The organism is uncultured Parabacteroides sp., from assembly GCF_902493135.1.
Taxonomy (GTDB): domain Bacteria; phylum Bacteroidota; class Bacteroidia; order Bacteroidales; family Tannerellaceae; genus Parabacteroides.
Genome location: NZ_CABUOD010000017.1, coordinates 17,145 through 33,838 on the forward strand (window position 1 = coordinate 17,145; position 16,694 = coordinate 33,838).

Genomic DNA, 16,694 nt, shown 5'->3' on the forward strand with positions numbered 1-16,694 from the left:
TTTATAGATTAAGGATTTGATTTGCATGGTCTTTAGTCTTCACCTCTTTCGGACCGATGATGTTGGCAACGATGCCGTTTTCATCTATGATAAAGGTGGTACGGAGAGTCCCCATGTATGAACGTCCGTACAATTTCTTTTCTGCCCAAACCCCGAACTGCTGTTGCAGGGTCGTATCCGTATCAGCGATGAGGCTGAAGGGGAGTTCCTGTTTTGCGATAAATCCCTGATGAGACTTGGCACTGTCTTTGCTGACACCCACTACTTCGTAGCCGGCAGCTTGCAATTCCTTGTAGCCATCCCGCAGGCTGCACGCTTCCGCCGTACAACCGCTGGTATTGTCTTTCGGATAGAAATAGAGCGCCAGCTTTTTCCCTTTGAAATCGCTCAGCTTTATCTCTTTCCCGTTCTGGTCGAGGCCCAGAACTTCGGGTGCTTTATCTCCTATTTGTATTGCCATATGTTTATTTTACTTGATGTTATAATTCATTTTACGTGTCACGTCTGCTTTCTTACTGTTTTTCGGTCCGAATACCTTGCCTAACAGTTTCATGCCCATGTGATGGGCGGCGGCATACGATTCGAATGTCTCTGTCCGGTAGTCGAAATCATCCTGCCAGCATTCCTGGGGAGAGACATAACAATATGTGACCTTCTCGATACTGTTGTCATCCGCCCCGTTTTCCTTTAGTACGATGATGTTCTGCTTGTCGGGAGCCAGGCAGGTGATATGCCTGCGGCGGCATTCTTCGATCAGCGGGACCAGCACGTCGTCATACCTCGCATGGATATTGGTCAGATCGAAATCCCGGTATTCGCTCTCTCCGATCTTCTGTATCGGGCGGAGTTGCAGGATATCCAGTTCGTCTCCGACGACTTCCCATATCCGGTTTAGTTCTTCGAGGTTGTCGTTGTTGATCGTATAATTGATGCGTAACTTGAACTGCGGATGCTGTTTCTTTATTTCTGCGACGTTGGAGAGCAGCTTGCGGAACAAGTCGAATTTGCCGTTCGTCATCAGATGTTCGTATGTCTCGCGTGTAAAACCATGTGCCGAGAGTGTCAACTCGTCCAACCCGTTTTCTACGGCAGCGGCTAACTGCTCTTTCGTCAGCAGGTTCCCGTTTGTCGTGAGCGAAACGTAAGGGACGCCGTATCGTTTGCCCAGTGCAATGATCTGTACCAGGTCCTTATGCAAAGTCGGTTCCGCTCCGCAACCGACCTGAAGTTTCAAGGCGCGGTGGAACAGGCTTCCGGCAATGGCTTCTATCTCTTCATATCTCAAGGTACCCCGCAGGCTTTTCCTTTTTTCCTCATCGCTGAAATAACACATCTTGCAGCGGAAGTTACAGGCCAGTACCGGATCTATAAAAATACCGATATACCGTTTGCCTAACACATGAAACAGCCAGAGGCCCAATAATTTGAGCCTTCTGCTTCTGATTTGCGTGCCAAGACGTAGTATGTTGTAGATATTACGAGTCATTTAGTTAATTGATAATTGTCAGTTGTCAATTCTCAATTGTCCATTGTTTACAGTTCCAGATCTATATTGAACAGTTCGTGCCAGGGCAGGCCTTGTTCGTTCAGCTCCTTCATGAACGGATCGGGATCGAACTCTTCCACGTTCCAAACCCCCGGCTTTTTCCAAACGCCCTGCATGAACAGTTTGGCTCCGATCATGGCCGGAACGCCGGTCGTGTAGCTTACGCCTTGTGCTCCCGTTTCCAGGTAAGCGGCATGGTGGCTACAGTTATTATAAACATAGTAGGTCATTTCTTTGCCATCCTTGATGCCGCGGATACGGCAACCGATGGAGGTTTCGCCTGTATAGTTTTCACCCAGATCGCCCGGATTAGGCAGCACGGCTTTCAAGAACTGGATCGGAACGATTTCCTGTCCGTTATACATGATCGGATCGATGCGGGACATACCGATGTTCTGGATCACGCGCAGGTGAGTCAGATATTCCTGTCCGAAAGTCATCCAGAAACGGGCGCGTTTGATGGTCGGGAAGTTTTTGGTCAGGCTTTCCAACTCTTCGTGGTACATCAGGTAAGATTCTCTCGGGCCGACATTCGGATAGTTCAGCGGTTTGTGTACGGACAGAGGGTCTGTCTCCTTCCATTCCCCGTCTTCGAAATATTTGCCCCGTTGGGTAATCTCGCGGATATTGATTTCCGGGTTGAAGTTAGTGGCAAATGCTTTGTGATGGTCTCCGGCGTTGCAGTCTACGATATCCAGATATTGTATTTCATCGAAATGATGTTTGGCTGCGTATGCCGTATATACACCCGTTACGCCCGGATCGAACCCGCACCCTAAGATAGCGGTCAGGCCGGCCTCCTCGAAACGTTTTTTGTATGCCCATTGCCAGCTGTATTGGTATTTAGCTTCGTCCAGCGGTTCGTAATTGGCCGTGTCGAGATAGCTGACACCGTATGCCAGGCAGGCATCCATGATATGGAGGTCCTGATAGGGCAAAGCCAGGTTTACTACTAAGTCCGGTTTGAAGGAGTTGAACAAGCGGATGAGCTCTTCCACGTTGTCTGCATCGACCTGTGCTGTTTGTACCTTTACATTCTTGATATCGGCGGCGATCCGGTCGCACTTGCTTTTCGTGCGGCTGGCAACCATGATATCGGTAAAGACATCGGCGTTCATCGCGATCTTCTTAACAGCGACGCAACTAACGCCCCCTGCACCAATCACTAATACTCTTCCCATTTACTAATCGAATTAATCTTGTTTATATATACAGTTTACAAGGTTTTAAACCTAACGACAAATATACAATGAATCTTTGGATAATCGGGCAACACCGGGGTAAAACCTTTCTTCCTTTTTTTTCAGAGGCAATAGCGCGTTGAGCAAACAGATGGCTAAATCGGGATGCTCGCCGAAGATCCGTTTGAATGGCAGGCCGGCACATGGATGGAGGTTAACGCATTCTTTTCCGGCAGACAGACGCTTATCCATAAAATCCGAAGGCGACCGCACCAAAATATTCCATTGTACAAATGAAGTAGAAAATTAATGTACTATCTTTGTATGCACGCATAAAATGATATGAAATATGGAAACAACACCTTTGAGAAAACTTCCGGTAGGAATCCAGGATTTTGCCAAATTGCGGGAAGAAGGTTTCTTGTATGTGGACAAGACTGCCCTGATTTACTGGTTAGCAATGAGCGGGACACAAATTTTTCTGAGCCGTCCGCGCCGTTTCGGTAAGAGTTTGTTGCTTTCGACGTTCAAAGCCTTTTTCGAAGGGAAAAAGGCTTTGTTTGAAGGACTGGCTATCGGAAAAATTGAAAAAGAGTGGATTTCCTATCCGGTGCTCCATTTGAGCCTGAATGCGCAATATTATGAAAATAAACGAAGCCTGGAACAAGTCTTTGAAGCGCATTTTATGGAATGGGAACGGTTGTATGGCGCGACACCCGAAGGACTGGGATATGCCCGCCGTTTCATGCAAATCATCCGTCAGGCATACGAAAAGACCGGAAATAAGGTGGTTGTCCTTGTCGATGAATACGACAAACCGTTGTTTCGGACGCTGGCTGATGATCCTTTACATCATCTGTATCGTGAAATGTTGACCGGCTTCTACACGGTATTGAAGGATGCCGACCCGTATCTGCGCTTCGTGTTTATCACGGGAGTGACTAAATTTGCCCAGTTGGGGATCTTCAGTAACCTGAACCAGCTGATGGACATCAGTATGAGCCCGGATTATGCCACTATATGCGGTATGACCCGCACGGAGATAGAACACACCTTCCTGCCGGAACTAAATGAACTTGCCCGGATGAATCGGCTTTCGTATGGCCGGACTGTGGATGAACTCACGCGCCGTTACGACGGCTATCATTTTTCCGAGTTTGCTACCGAAGGACTTTATAATCCGTTCAGCCTGCTGAATGCACTGGCAATGAAGCGATTTGCCAACTATTGGTTTTCGACCGGCACGCCTACAGCCTTGGTGGATATGTTGAAAAAGACAGACTTTGACTTGCGTCGCCTCGACGGGATGGAAGTTCCGGCTGCCGCTTTGACTGACTACAGGGCGGACTTCAGAAACCCTGTGCCGATCATTTACCAAAGTGGCTACCTGACGATCAAGGGGTATGATTCAGAGTTCGACAATTATATCTTGGGCTATCCGAATGCCGAAGTGGAATATGGTTGGCTGAATTTTATAACACCTTATTATACACCTCTTTCCGAAGCTACAGCCCCTTTTTATATCGGAAAATTCGTGAACGAATTGCGTGCAGGCGAGGTAGATGCTTTTATGGAACGTTTACGAGCTTTTTTCGCCGATTTCCCATACGAGTTGAACGACAAGACAGAGCGTCATTATCAGGTGGTTTTCTATATTGTGTTCAAACTATTGGGGCAGTATGTTGACGCGGAAATCCGCAGTGCGCGAGGCCGTGCTGATGCTGTGGTGAAAACAGCTGACATTATTTATGTGTTTGAATTTAAACTTGATGGTAGCGTGGATGATGCGCTTCGCCAGATTGAAGAAAAAGGATATTTGATCCCTTATTCAGCCGACGGACGCCGCTTAGTCAAAGTCGGAGCTTCGTTCGATAAGAAAGAACGGAACATCGGCTCCTGGAAAGCGGCACACTCTCTATAAAGAACGGTTTCTCGGTTCGTATCCCTGTCCTGCTTCCGGTCGGTGTACAAATGGCGTTATGCTTTTTCCGGTTCATAACTATGAGGCGGCGAAACCATAAGGAAGTCGTCTTTGTTCCTTATCTTTATTTTTTTATAATATGATATGGCAGCAAAGACGGTAACATTGTTTTCTAATTTCGAGTGTCGCATAAAAGGATTGCGCAGTAACGGGAAAGGGGTTACGGCATTGAATTATCTGAGTGCGTGGCGCATGGTGAGTAAATATTTAGGTGAGGAAGCAGAGAGGTTCCGCCTGTCGGCAATCACGGAAGAGTGGGTGCGGGAATATGCGGAATGGCTCTTGAACCGGGGGAATCTGCAAGCGGGCAGCGTGAATTTCTATTTGCGCAATTTGCGTGCGCTCTATGGATATGCCCGGAGGGAAAAGTCCATAGTTCTCGGTGATAGGGACCCGTTCAAGGATCTTATCCCTGCCGTCCCGCCAACTCCCAAACGGTCGCTTTCGGATGAAGACCTGTATCGGTTGGTCGGCTATGGGGAACGTTCCGGTGTCAAGGCAAACCTGTTGCAGGCGTGTGACGTTTTCCTGTTTCTTTTTTATGCACGCGGCATGTGCTTCGTGGATGTCTATAACCTGAAGAAGTCGGATCTCTATGGCGATTACATCTATTATAGACGCAGTAAAACAGGGGCGTCGTTGCAGGTGAAAATTGTTTCTGAAGTAAAGTCCTTGATCGGAAAATATGCTGACTCCGAAAGTGAATATGTCTTTCCTTTCCTCCGGGAGAACAAGCGGGGAGGAGAGGAACTTAGCGAGAAAAGCGCTCTCAGACGGTTGAACCGGCATTTGAAGCAGGTAGGCGAAGAGTTGGGTTTCACCCGGCCATTGACGACTTACGTGGCCCGCCATTCCTGGGCATCGATGGTGGAGGCATGCGGCACGAACACCTCGGTCATCAGCCAGGGGCTCGGACACAGTTCGGAACGTGTCACCCTTATTTATATGAAGGGAATGCCTTCACGCGTTATTGATGAGGCGAATGAGGAAATGTTGGAACAGAAAATCCGTAAGAAAAGAGGGAAGAAGAAAAAGAAAAATAAAAAATGTCCCTTTCTTGGTAAGAAAGAGATATTATATGGATTCTTGTTAAATAAGCATTGATGATCAACGATTATGTTTCTGCAAATGTACGGGTTATTATGATATAAACAAAAAAATCACAATAAAATAAAGCAAACTCTATTTGAGATTGATGGAAAAATAGCTTTCCAAGTACTCTAATTTTTTCAAAATACTCTTCTTAAGTTCTTGTAATTCAGTGATAATTGTATTATCTCCATCTTTTGTCTCTTTCTTACCAAGAAAGAGACAAAAGTATAGGGGAAATAATATGAATAAAAAAGAAATCGGGAAGAATATCTTGAAAAAATTCGCATGGTTTTGTTTGTTATTCTGCACATTGTCTGTTGCATATGGGCAAGAGGTTGCGGTCCGGACGAATGCGCTCTATTGGCTGACGACGACGCCCAACTTCGGAGTGGAGATGGCACTTGGACGTAAATGGTCGTTCGAGGCATCGGGCAACTACAATGCTTGGACATTTTTCCCCGATGGCATGAGCCTGCGCCATTATCTGGTGCAGCCCGAAATACGTTTCTGGCCTTGTAAAAGTTTCGAAGGCCATTTCTTTGGCATGCATGTCCATTATGGTCAGTATAATATCGGGCAGGTCCCTTTTATCTCCGGCCTGGACACCTACACCTATCGCGGCGAACTGTACGGCGGGGGCGTTTCTTACGGCTATCATTTTGCAATCGGTCGGCGCTGGGGATTGGAACTGATGTTGGGAGTAGGATACAGCTATCTGGAATATAATAAATATGTATGTACCGAATGTGCGGAGTTGATGGGGCGTTACAGGCGCCATTTCGTCGGGCCGACGCGGTTGGGAGTTTCTTTTATCTATATAATACATTGATAAACTTAACGATAGATTGATAATTATGGAACAAGAATATAACACACCGTGGATTTGCCGGCCTGCCCTTTATACGGCCGCTTTTGATGTCTCCTCGTGCCAAGTGCGGGAATGGGTTTGGACGGGTATCTTACGCCCGATTTTCATCCTCCTGTTCATGATGGGCAACAGGTCTTTCGTCTTGTCGCAGGACACGATCCGTCTCGTCCCGCACAGCCTGACGGTGAGCGACGACAGCGTGTGCATCGACCTGACGATCCATGCCCTGGGCCTGTCGATGCCTTCCGGCGAATCTTTGATACTAACCCCTTCGCTCGAATGCGGAAAGAAGCGTGTCGTGCTGCCTCCTGTCGTGTTTTCCGGTAGCCGGCGCGCCCGTTTCGACCGGCGCGAGGAGGCGGTCGATCCGGACCACAGCCGCCCCGTCCCTTACCACGTATGGGTTTGCCGGAAGAAAAGGAGCGATTATACATTGCGCTACCGGGTCAGCCTCTCCTACGCCTTGTGGATGGAGCACGCTTCGCTCATCCTTAGGCAGACGAGGCGCGACTGCTGTGCGGAGTGGCTGCTGGCGGACGAGGTCCTGACGGAGGATATCGGCCTGCCGTCTCCCTGCGAATTGGTGGAGGAGGCGCAACCGGAAAAGGCGGAAACACCGACCGTAAAGGGCGATACCCTCCGGTACGGGCCTTACGGTCATGCCGCCCCGGACATGCGGATCAAGGAGATACCGATATTGTATAACAAACGAATGAAAAAATGATGGAACGGAAGCTCCCGCATATCTTTTGCGGCTCGTACGCATCCCTGTTGTTGTGGCTTCTTTGTGCGTTCGTTTCGTGTGACATCGACGACGACCTGGCCGAATGCCCCTATAACGCACGGTTGGAGTATTGGTATACGGGGCTGGACCGGGCGAATGTCTTGCCCAACTATGTGTACCGGATGGATGAGTTCGTGTTCGACTCCCTCGGCGTGCTTCGCCACAGGCGCGAGCTTGCCGCGATAAAAGGGGGGGCGGCGGAGTTACAGCTCCCGCCCGGCCGCTACACGCTGGTGGCATGGGGCAACGTGGACAGTTGCAGCCGGGTGGGCGAGGCAAAGATAGGCGAGACGCGCCTCGAAGACATCAGCCTCTATGCCGGCGGGAAGGCGTTGGAATCGACGGAGAGGCTCTATTACGGCTATACCGGTTTCCGCATCGCTGGGCGGGGGATGAGTCGCGGACGTGTCGATATGGTCCATGCGCACCTTAAGCTGGATGTCACTGTCAGGTGGAAAGGGCGTGCGCCTGCCGATACGGGCGACTTCTATATGACGCTTTCGGGTATCTATCCGAAATACCGTTTCGATCCAAGGTTTGAGGTGGAAGGCTTCCCCTATCCGGATGTGCGGTACTATATACCCGGCCGGCCTGCGGGGTGTGAGCCTGCAACCTGTAAGGTGGTGGCAAAGATGGACATCACCCGCACGGTCAACGCGCGGTTCGTGACCTATCGGCTTGCCTCGGACGACCACCCGGTGTTGCAACTTTTCGGCGGGGGAAGGCCGTTGATCCGCGAGATTGACCTCGAAAAGTATTTCCGCACGATGCAGGTCGACCTTGACCGCAACCTCCGCCAGGAGTTCAGCTTAGTGGTGGAGGTGGATGCCGGTGGCGGGATTGTCGTCTTGTCGGCTAGGGTGAGCGACTGGGTGGAAGGGGGTACGATCGGGTTTGGGAATTGAAAGATAGAAATAACAGGCAGCAATATAGCACATATAAACAACTTAATTTTATAGTTTATGAAAAAGAAGTATTATTTGATGGCACTTGCAGGATTGATGATAGCCTCTTGCAGCGAAGACAATGACCCTTTCTCCGACGGCGGGGAGAGCCACACCAAGCCCCGACAGTTAACATTCGTCTTTCCGGGGACGGCACAGGGCGTAGTTCCTTATTCGGCAATCGCCTCGGCCGCCGAAAACGAACTGAAGACGCTCGACATCTACGTGTTCGGCGAGGACACGATGAGCAGCGCGACACCCAAGCCGATGGTGCTGGAAGAAATCTTCCGCAGCGGTGAAGGGTATGAACTGGTTACGGCCTCTGATACTCGGACGGCTTCCGTCTCCGTCCCTGCGGGTAACAACAAGGCGTTCTTTTTCGTCGCCAACGGCCGCGGGCACCTCTCGCTCGACAGCCTCGTGCTGCATGAAACGGATACGGCCGTTTTCAAGGCCAAGATGTCCAGCCCCTTGAAAGGGCATATCACCTGCCCGATGTTGATGAGTGCACAGAAGGATCTACCGGACATGGCGATGACCCTGAATGATGGGGAGAGTGTCGAAGTGACGTTGGTGCGACGTATGGCCCGTTTCGACATCCTGAACAAAAGCGAGACGTCGGGGTTCGTGATCCGGACGGTCGTGCTGGACAACGTCCCTGCCGATGTGCCCTTGTTCCCAATCGCCGGTTATGAAGCCCCCTTGCTCGCGGGCAAGATGCCTGTGATAGACTTCACGGCACTTGCCAACTCGAACGCTGGCGAGACCAACAGTGTCTTTTACCTCTATCCGACAACGAAGACGGACGGCTCAGGTCTCTCCTTGTCGCTTGTCGGGAATGACCTGGTGACGAATGCCGTACAGGTGTTACCCGTAACGTTCAAGAACTTCAAAGCTGCTGGAGAGGCCGATCCTTGTATCCCGATCGAAGCGAACAACCGCTACTTGGTGATGGTCGAAGACCTGGGCTTAGGCGAGTTGTCGGCAACGCTGACGGTGAAGGAATGGGTGTCGGGCGACACGGTCGCTGTCGATACGGGCGATGGCACGATCAAGCTGAGCGCGGACGGAAGCATCGCTTTTGCCGGCAACACCTTGTCGGTCGCTGCCGAGCCGACCTTGAAGGACTCGGTGACCATCGGCGTGGTAGCCGACGGCGAGTGGAAACTGGTGGTCGACGAGTCTGCCAAAGACTGGATCGGCGTGAGCGAAATCCCGTTAGGCGAAGTACGGAAGGAGTTCCGGGTGACGACTTTGCTTCCCAACCCGAGCAGCAAGGAAGTACGCTGGGGAACGGTGATGGTTCAGAACGTGCGCCGTCCGTCCATCCGCCAGCCGCTTATCGTCAAACAGGTTGCCCAGGATTCGAATACCGGCCGCTACATTGACCTTTCGGGCAGTGCCGTTTCGGGCAACCTGCTGAGCTTCTCCGGTGAAAAGACCGATTCGATGAACGTTAGCATAGCCGTTCCTGAAGGGACTTCATGGACCGTCACGAAGACCTTCACTGCCGGCTGGTTTACTTTTGGTAACGAAGCTACAGGCTTGAAAGCGGCAGCCGAAGACGGTTCTACGTTTAATGGTGTGGGCACAGTAACCTTCTCGATCGTCCCGAAGGCAAACACCTCGGAAACCGGACGTGTCGACACCGTGACGGTCACGATCGGAAAAGCCGGCGATTTCCAAACCGATCTCGTGCAAAAACTGGTTGTCCGCCAAGCGGCTAGCAACCTCGGTTCGATCCAGGTGGCTTGTATTGGTTTGAACGAAGGCAGGGTCAATATCCCGGTTGCCGGTTTCCCGGATGAAAACGGGCTGCGCAAGGTAAAGGTAAGGGCGAGGACCGGGTGGAAAGTCGAGATCCCCGAAGCGGCGGCATGGCTGACGCTGGAAGAGGTCGACGATCGGGAGTACACCTATGACGACGAAGGCGTTTTCAACGGCTATTTCATGCTGAAGGCCACGGCGCAGGGAACCGGCGCGGCTGTGCGTGAGGCGGCGGTCAAGATCGTAAATACGGTGGACAGTTCCATCTCTCAGACAATCACTTTCTCCCAGGAAGCCGGCGCGGCTGCCGAATAAAAATGAATCGGAATAAAACAACAAAAAAACGTATAAATCATGAACTCTAAAATAGCATTACTCTCTTTGTTGGCGGTAGGCATGCTTGCCTCCTGCAACAGTGACGAGGAGATGATCCGGACGAACCCGGATTATGTAGAAACGGGTTACGGCGCATTGACCGTCACGCTGGCGAATCCCGGTAAAAGCCTCACCAAAGCCGGTGAAGAACTTGCCGGTGTGGCTACCGCCGAGGAAAAGACGATCAAAAGCGTCGCCTTCTTTGTGAAGACTGGCGATGAAGAAACGGACGGAGGGGGAACGAAGGCTGGCCGATTCGGCGCTTATTTCAGCACCGAGAAGCCTTTGAGCACAAACGGTTTGCAGGAAGAACTATCCGAAGCGGCGTCTGGCAGCTATACAGCTAAAATCCGCCATAAGAGTGACGGCTGGGCGAGCCCGAAGGTGATCGTGATCGCCAACTATGCCGAGAACGGCCTGACAGAGACATTGAAGGCGGTTGGAAATTGGGACGATTTGGCAAATGTCCAGACACTTACCCTTGCCGCCAACCCGCAGACACCGCTTTTGATGTATGCGTCGCAGGATATAGATGCTTGGAAGAATGGCGGAGGATCCGCCTCGGCTACCTTCGAACTGCAACGCCTGGTCTCGCGTATCGACATCCATAACAATGCTTATGTCGAAAGTGATGAAAGCAAAGGCTTCGTCCTGACATCCGCCCGCCTGGTGCGTTCGAAGGTGAAGTCTTACCTGTTGCCGGAAAACACTTCTGTCGGTTCGATCGGAGTTGCCGCCCAGCCGTTCCCGGCAAGCGGCACGATCGTGCTTGAGGACGGCATCCAGAAGCTCGACACGTTGTATGCCTATGAGAATGCCAACGATACGGAAGCGGCAGCCACCGCCGTGCAGATCGACGGTACGTACCGGGGTGGCAAGATCTCGAAAGTCATCGTGCTCAAGAAAACAGACGCGGGCGGCCCGATCGCGTTGGCGCGTAACACGCGGTATGTGATCAATATCAACCCGGCTCCCGATTCGACGGACATTACATGGAAGATCGAGGTGAAGGGCTGGAGCGAGTCCGACACGATCAAGGTGAAACCGATCTTTCCGGTTCCGGCATTAACCAGTGTTGATGCTACCGGCCTTACCGGCTCCTTGTCGTGGGACGAAGATACCAAAACGATCCATACGGATGGTTCGACGACAGGTAAATTGACATTCAAAACCGTGGGGACGACCGCTTCCTTATATGACGTGGCTTACGAGTATGATGCGGACGGTTCTTCCATCGAAACCGATTTGAAAACGACTCCGATTATCGTGGCTGACGCTCCGGTCATCACATATGCCGCACAGGTGGAAACTTCGTTTACGGTCAATGTCCCGAAACAGAAGGAAGATGAAAGGGTTCCGATGAATATCTACGTGATTATCCGGAACGGTGGCAACATGGATGCTTGTGACACGGTCACAATCGAAAGTCGGCCGGGTTATAATAAGACGACGTTGCAACCTGTCCTGATGAAGAACAGCACGACGGGTAAGAATTTCTTCTGGGCTCCTGTCAATGTGGGTGCAACGTCCATGCCTACGTTAGTGGCTTCAACCGGTGATATTACTTCGACTTGCGGTAAGATTTTCCAATGGGGGCGTAAATATGGTTTCTCGGCATCGACCGATGCTGTCGATACGACCGGTATCGGCGGTAATTTGGGGCGTCCGACTCAGAATGATTTGTCGGATATGAGCAAATGGGATAGCAAATTTATTTATCAGAGTAAAGAAAATCTTAACACCCAGTATAACTGGTTGCTTATCAACGGTGTCGGAAAGGATAATCCTGCCGCTTCAGAGATGGTAGATGGTGCGTGGTATCAGAAGTTGTGGAATGCCGGAACGGAAGACCAACCGGTTAAAACGGCCTATGATCCTTGTCCTGCCGGTTGGCGTGTTCCGACTTTGTCCGAGTGGAAAGCGATTGGTGCGGGTAATACTTCTATAAAAGTGGAATGGGATGGTACAGCTAAATTGATGAAAATCATCGGTGTGGACGGTACACTCGTCTTGCCTGCAGCTGGTTATATCGACGATAGCGGTGCTTTCAGTAATCAGAGCAGCAATGGTGACTACTGGTCGTCGTCGGTTCCGTCGGGCAGTACCGATGCAAACAACGTGTACTTTTTTGAAGCAACGTTGAATATGGGTACTCACCACCGCGCACATGGCTTTTCCGTGCGTTGTGTCCAAGAATAAGGAAGTTAAATAGTCGACCGCATTCGGTTGATTCGATTCTTCCCGAGGGGTTGTGCCATCATCCCGCTTTGCCATGACGGACTTGATCCGGGATGACAGGATAGTGAGTTTTGGCACAACCTCTGTAAGAAAAATGAGATCTTTGACATATTGGGGAGGGAAATAATAGGAAAGTAAAGAAAAATGTATATCTTTGTCGCACAACATATAAATGGAATTAACTATTAAATAGAATTAACTATGAAATATCTGAATCCAAAGGCAGACCTGCCGTTCAAACGTATCTTTGGCGAACATCCGGATCTGGTCATCAGTTTGCTCAACGCCTTATTGCCTCTGAGCGAAGAGGAGGAAATCAAAGAAATCGAGTATTTGCCATCCGATATGGTTCCGGACAACCCGTTGCGCAAATACAGTATTGTCGATGTCCGTTGCCGTGACAAGCAGGGTCGCCAGTTTCTGGTCGAGATGCAGATGCTCTGGTCTCCCGAATTTCGCCAGCGCGTCTTGTTCAATGCTTCCAAGGCCTACGTCCGTCAGTTGGATGCGGGTTGCGAGTATGAACTGTTGCAACCGGTCTATTCGTTGAACTTAGTGAACGAAGTGTTCGAACCTGAGCTTCCGGGCTATTACCATTATTATTCTTTGGTCCATCAGGAACATTCGGACCGTGTCATCGAAGGGCTCAAGCTGATCTTCGTCGAACTGCCCAAATTCACGGCGCATACCTATGCCGAGAAACGCATGCAGGTCTTGTGGCTCCGCTTCCTGACGGAGATAGACGAAAAGACGCGCGAAGTACCGGAAGAATTGCGCTCCGAACCGGATATAAAGAAAGCCCTGACCGTACTGGAAGAGTCGGCCTTCAGCGATGCGGAACTCTACCAGTATGAAAAATTCTGGGACATCATCCGTGTCGAAAAAGCCATCTACCGCAAAGGCATGCGCAAAGGCGAAGCTGTCGGCATGGAGAGAGGCCTGAAGAGAGGTTTGAAGAAAGGCATGGAGAAAGGTATAGAGCAAGGCATAGAAAAAGGTATCGAGCAAGGCATAGAAAAAGGCATCGAGCAAGGTATCGAAAAAGGCATAGAAAAAGGTATCGAGCAAGGTCTGGAAAAAGGCATACGACAAACGGCTGCCAATATGAAGCGCATGGGCCTGGAGATAGAGTTTATTGTGAAATGTACCGGCCTGACCGAAGAAGAAATCCTTTCTTTATAGAAAAGAAAACCGTACAAGGATAAAATTTTTATCTTATTTTTTATAGCCTCGAATATCTTCATTGATTTTTGGGGCTTTTTTTGTCTCCTTCCCTAATGATGATTCAAAACAACCAATATTATATTAGATGATGAATGATGGAATGAACAAACAAATCTGTTTGCTATTCTTTTTCTTGCTGGCGGCTGTCTCGTGCAGCAGCGAGGCGGAACCGGTCGATTCGGTGGTGGCCAGCCGGACCGTGTTGATCTACCTGGCGGGTGACAACAGCCTGTCGGACGAGGTCGGGCCGAAGACGGACGCATTGGTAGCCGGTTGGCACAATACGCGGGATAACTTGCTGATATACCGGGATAGCCGTGATGAGGACGGTACGCCTTCACTCTTGAAAGTGGAGGGAGACGCGTTGCATCCGTATGTGAAAGTGGTGAAAGAATACCCTGAGTCTGACAGCGCTTCGCCTGAAATTTTTGCGGAGGTGTTGCGCGATGTCACGACCGGCTATCCGGCTCCTTCATACGGCTTGCTTGTTTTCAGTCACGGCACGGGATGGTTGCCGGAGGGCAGTTATACGCATCCGCGTTCCGGCGCCTCTTCTTTGCGCAGCATCATGGAGGATAACGGCCGCGAAATGGCAATAGCCGGTTTCGCAGCCGCCATTCCCGACGGGCAGTTCGATTTTATCGTGCTGGAAGCCTGTTTGATGGCGGGCGTGGAGGTGGCTTGCGAGTTGCGAGGCAAGGCGGATTATCTGCTGGCTTCTCCGGCCGAGATCTTGAGTCCGGGCTTCACGCCCGTCTACCCGGCCGTGCTCGAAGCTTTGTTCAAACAGCCTGAAGCGGATCTGCTGGCGGTGGCGGATAGTTATTACAGCCATTGTAACGACCTTGAGGCTCCTTACCGGAGCGCGACGGTGAGCGTGGTGCGGTTGGACAGGATGGATGAGTTGGCGGAGGCCATGTGCAGGGTGTATGCCTGTATGGCGGATATACCGGAAGAATGGGTGCATGAGATACAGTGTTTCGACCGGTCGGAAAACCGGTTGTTTTTCGATATGGGTAGCCTGCTCGACCGTATGGAGGCTGAGGGCGGGACCGAAGTGAGGAGAGCTGCAACGGCTGCTCAAAGCGTCTTGTCCGGGACAGTCGCCAGCAAGGCGGCCACGCCTTTCTTTGTCGACATCCCGGTCCGTGCCTACAGCGGCCTGACGACCTATATCGAACAGCCAGCCTACCCTGCGCTGAACGCTGCCTGGCGGCAGACGTCGTGGAGTAAAAAAATGGGTAAAAGCTTTGCTATATGATTTCACTCCATGATCCGGCCTTTTTTAAGACCGGCTGTGAAGGGTATCGGGCGGCGGACCTATCCGCCCGGTACCTGTTTCATGAAAAAATTATTGAAAGAGATGCGCTCGCTGTTTGGCGATGCTCCTACTTGCGACTCGTTCGACGAGAAGTTGTTAACCCTCGATGCCGCCATGCGCGAAAAATGCCGCCTTGACCTCTGCCGCCTCGCTTTCGGCTATTACGACAAGCTGCCGCCCGCCTACCGCCGTTTTACGGACAAGTACCTGAAACATGACCGCTACCTGTATACGGACTATCTGGCCTGTCATACGGCCATGTCCCGTCTGCGTTATCCGCTTCATCACCCGGATATGTGGATCGCCGTCCTTCATGTCCTTGAAAATGCCGATCGGCGGGGACGTGTCTTTTATCATCATCTGGCATCCTGCCTGCTGATTGCCTTCGGGTATCCGTGTAAACTGAACACCCTTGGGGAAAAGATCGCCCGTGCCGTTCCCGATGCCGAAACTGTCCGCGATTTCCTGGAACTGGTGGCAATCGTCCGGCTTGACGGGAAAGATTAAGAAAAGATAAAGAATGACGTTTTCGGGTATCCGTATATTCCGGATGGAATGAACGTTTTTTTGTTTAATGGGTTTGTATTCATTTATTTACGATTCGATCTACGGATGTTTCGGCTCTTGGGGCGGCTCTACCTTTGCATTGTGTTCGATAACGGACATATAATCTTTTAAATATTCAAATGTTATGGCACAAGGATTTAAGTTAGTGCTGCGACCCAGCCAGCCGGGCGTCAAAGATTCGGAAAAAAAGTATTACGCAGTATCCAAAAACACAGGATTCTCGGATCTGAAGCATCTCTGCAAGATGATCGCAGCAAGAAGCACTGTCTCCAGCGCGGATGTGAAAGCCGTATTGGACAACCTGAATTTTGTATTGGACATGGAATTGCAGGCAGGGCGTATCGTCCAGTTGGGTGAATTCGGGAATTTCCGCATTTCGGTCAGCAGCGAAGGAGTGGCGGATGAAAAGGACTTTGACAACAGCATGCTTCGTGCTCCTAAAGTCATCTTTACACCTGGCAGCGAACTGCGCGAAACAAAGAAGACGTTGGATTTTACAAAGATCACACCGGAGACGGTAGCCGGCGGTTCCGGGGGCGAGGAGGAGAGACCGGGGGAACTCTAAAGAATTAAAAATTAAAAATTAAAAATTAAAAAATAGAGGATGAAGGGGGTGACGGTTCAGTTGGTGATGGCAATTCTGCTTGTTGTGGGCGGGATTGTCCTGATCTTCTCCGGGTTCTGGGTGGCGCCGGAAGGAGAGATACATAACAGTGTGTTGGTCGCTTTCGGGGAGGTGAGCACTTTTGCGGGAGCCTTGTTCGGAGTGGACTATTCGTATAAATTGAAAATTAGAAATTGAACAT

The 16,694-nt window shown here is 50.7% G+C and carries 15 protein-coding genes; 12 read left to right on the forward strand and 3 right to left on the reverse strand.

Annotated features, from left to right (window positions below; all coding sequences use genetic code 11):
• Position 1 precedes the first annotated feature (1 nt).
• Genes bcp through RDN79_RS09540 form a run of 3 tightly spaced genes read right to left on the reverse strand, consistent with a single transcriptional unit; the run spans position 2 to position 2,727 of the window.
• Complete coding sequence (gene bcp, locus RDN79_RS09530; RefSeq protein WP_298548808.1) at positions 2 to 460, reverse strand: thioredoxin-dependent thiol peroxidase; 459 nt, start codon at positions 458 to 460, stop codon at positions 2 to 4.
• A 9-nt stretch (positions 461 to 469) separates the two neighbouring features.
• Positions 470 to 1,486, reverse strand: coding sequence for a radical SAM protein (locus tag RDN79_RS09535; protein WP_298548806.1), 1,017 nt, complete (start codon positions 1,484 to 1,486; stop codon positions 470 to 472).
• Between the two features lie 47 nt (positions 1,487 to 1,533).
• Positions 1,534 to 2,727, reverse strand: coding sequence for a saccharopine dehydrogenase family protein (locus RDN79_RS09540; protein ID WP_298548803.1), 1,194 nt, complete (start codon positions 2,725 to 2,727; stop codon positions 1,534 to 1,536).
• Positions 2,728 to 3,076: 349 nt separating this feature from the next.
• On the opposite strand from RDN79_RS09540, the gene RDN79_RS09545 reads away from it, so the two are divergent.
• From RDN79_RS09545 to RDN79_RS09600, 12 genes are all read left to right on the forward strand, one after another.
• Positions 3,077 to 4,648: an ATP-binding protein gene (locus RDN79_RS09545; protein ID WP_298548801.1), complete on the forward strand. Its 1,572-nt coding sequence runs from the start codon at positions 3,077 to 3,079 to the stop codon at positions 4,646 to 4,648.
• 144 nt (positions 4,649 to 4,792) lie between these two features.
• Positions 4,793 to 5,812: a site-specific integrase gene (locus RDN79_RS09550; RefSeq protein WP_298548799.1), complete on the forward strand. Its 1,020-nt coding sequence runs from the start codon at positions 4,793 to 4,795 to the stop codon at positions 5,810 to 5,812.
• Positions 5,813 to 6,041: 229 nt separating this feature from the next.
• Positions 6,042 to 6,629: a DUF3575 domain-containing protein gene (locus tag RDN79_RS09555; RefSeq protein WP_298548796.1), complete on the forward strand. Its 588-nt coding sequence runs from the start codon at positions 6,042 to 6,044 to the stop codon at positions 6,627 to 6,629.
• A gap of 25 nt (positions 6,630 to 6,654) precedes the next feature.
• Positions 6,655 to 7,392: a hypothetical protein gene (locus tag RDN79_RS09560; protein ID WP_298548794.1), complete on the forward strand. Its 738-nt coding sequence runs from the start codon at positions 6,655 to 6,657 to the stop codon at positions 7,390 to 7,392.
• Positions 7,392 to 8,357, forward strand: coding sequence for a FimB/Mfa2 family fimbrial subunit (locus RDN79_RS09565; RefSeq protein ID WP_308573201.1), 966 nt, complete (start codon positions 7,392 to 7,394; stop codon positions 8,355 to 8,357). The genes RDN79_RS09560 and RDN79_RS09565 overlap by 1 nt, the downstream gene beginning before the upstream one ends.
• Positions 8,358 to 8,414: 57 nt before the next feature.
• Entirely contained in the window at positions 8,415 to 10,478 is a 2,064-nt protein-coding gene (locus tag RDN79_RS09570) for a hypothetical protein (protein WP_298548791.1), read from the forward strand.
• Between the two features lie 39 nt (positions 10,479 to 10,517).
• Positions 10,518 to 12,737 (forward strand): FISUMP domain-containing protein, encoded by a 2,220-nt coding sequence (locus RDN79_RS09575; RefSeq protein ID WP_298548789.1) that lies wholly within the window; start codon positions 10,518 to 10,520, stop codon positions 12,735 to 12,737.
• Positions 12,738 to 12,977: 240 nt separating this feature from the next.
• Positions 12,978 to 13,958, forward strand: a complete 981-nt coding sequence (locus tag RDN79_RS09580; protein ID WP_298548785.1) for an Rpn family recombination-promoting nuclease/putative transposase — start codon at positions 12,978 to 12,980, stop codon at positions 13,956 to 13,958.
• Between the two features lie 127 nt (positions 13,959 to 14,085).
• Positions 14,086 to 15,261, forward strand: coding sequence for a clostripain-related cysteine peptidase (locus tag RDN79_RS09585; RefSeq protein ID WP_308573186.1), 1,176 nt, complete (start codon positions 14,086 to 14,088; stop codon positions 15,259 to 15,261).
• A gap of 81 nt (positions 15,262 to 15,342) precedes the next feature.
• Positions 15,343 to 15,828, forward strand: coding sequence for a hypothetical protein (locus RDN79_RS09590; protein ID WP_298548781.1), 486 nt, complete (start codon positions 15,343 to 15,345; stop codon positions 15,826 to 15,828).
• A 184-nt stretch (positions 15,829 to 16,012) separates the two neighbouring features.
• Complete coding sequence (locus RDN79_RS09595) at positions 16,013 to 16,453, forward strand: HU family DNA-binding protein (protein WP_298548778.1); 441 nt, start codon at positions 16,013 to 16,015, stop codon at positions 16,451 to 16,453.
• 39 nt (positions 16,454 to 16,492) lie between these two features.
• The gene (locus tag RDN79_RS09600; RefSeq protein WP_298548776.1) at positions 16,493 to 16,690 is read left to right on the forward strand and encodes a hypothetical protein; all 198 of its coding nucleotides are present in this window, start codon (positions 16,493 to 16,495) and stop codon (positions 16,688 to 16,690) included.
• The last annotated feature ends 4 nt before the right edge of the window (positions 16,691 to 16,694 follow it).

Bases quoted from the DNA above. Each gene is read 5' to 3' on its own strand.
- RDN79_RS09555 (WP_298548796.1), top strand. From the start codon at position 6,042: ATGAATAAAAAAGAAATCGGGAAGAATATCTTGAAAAAATTCGCATGG.
- RDN79_RS09545 (WP_298548801.1), top strand. From the start codon at position 3,077: ATGGAAACAACACCTTTGAGAAAACTTCCGGTAGGAATCCAGGATTTT.
- RDN79_RS09585 (WP_308573186.1), top strand. From the start codon at position 14,086: ATGATGAATGATGGAATGAACAAACAAATCTGTTTGCTATTCTTTTTC.
- bcp (WP_298548808.1), bottom strand. From the start codon at position 460: ATGGCAATACAAATAGGAGATAAAGCACCCGAAGTTCTGGGCCTCGAC.
- RDN79_RS09600 (WP_298548776.1), top strand. From the start codon at position 16,493: ATGAAGGGGGTGACGGTTCAGTTGGTGATGGCAATTCTGCTTGTTGTG.
- RDN79_RS09535 (WP_298548806.1), bottom strand. From the start codon at position 1,486: ATGACTCGTAATATCTACAACATACTACGTCTTGGCACGCAAATCAGA.
- RDN79_RS09575 (WP_298548789.1), top strand. From the start codon at position 10,518: ATGAACTCTAAAATAGCATTACTCTCTTTGTTGGCGGTAGGCATGCTT.
- RDN79_RS09550 (WP_298548799.1), top strand. From the start codon at position 4,793: ATGGCAGCAAAGACGGTAACATTGTTTTCTAATTTCGAGTGTCGCATA.
- RDN79_RS09560 (WP_298548794.1), top strand. From the start codon at position 6,655: ATGGAACAAGAATATAACACACCGTGGATTTGCCGGCCTGCCCTTTAT.
- RDN79_RS09595 (WP_298548778.1), top strand. From the start codon at position 16,013: ATGGCACAAGGATTTAAGTTAGTGCTGCGACCCAGCCAGCCGGGCGTC.
- RDN79_RS09590 (WP_298548781.1), top strand. From the start codon at position 15,343: ATGAAAAAATTATTGAAAGAGATGCGCTCGCTGTTTGGCGATGCTCCT.
- RDN79_RS09565 (WP_308573201.1), top strand. From the start codon at position 7,392: ATGGAACGGAAGCTCCCGCATATCTTTTGCGGCTCGTACGCATCCCTG.
- RDN79_RS09570 (WP_298548791.1), top strand. From the start codon at position 8,415: ATGAAAAAGAAGTATTATTTGATGGCACTTGCAGGATTGATGATAGCC.
- RDN79_RS09540 (WP_298548803.1), bottom strand. From the start codon at position 2,727: ATGGGAAGAGTATTAGTGATTGGTGCAGGGGGCGTTAGTTGCGTCGCT.
- RDN79_RS09580 (WP_298548785.1), top strand. From the start codon at position 12,978: ATGAAATATCTGAATCCAAAGGCAGACCTGCCGTTCAAACGTATCTTT.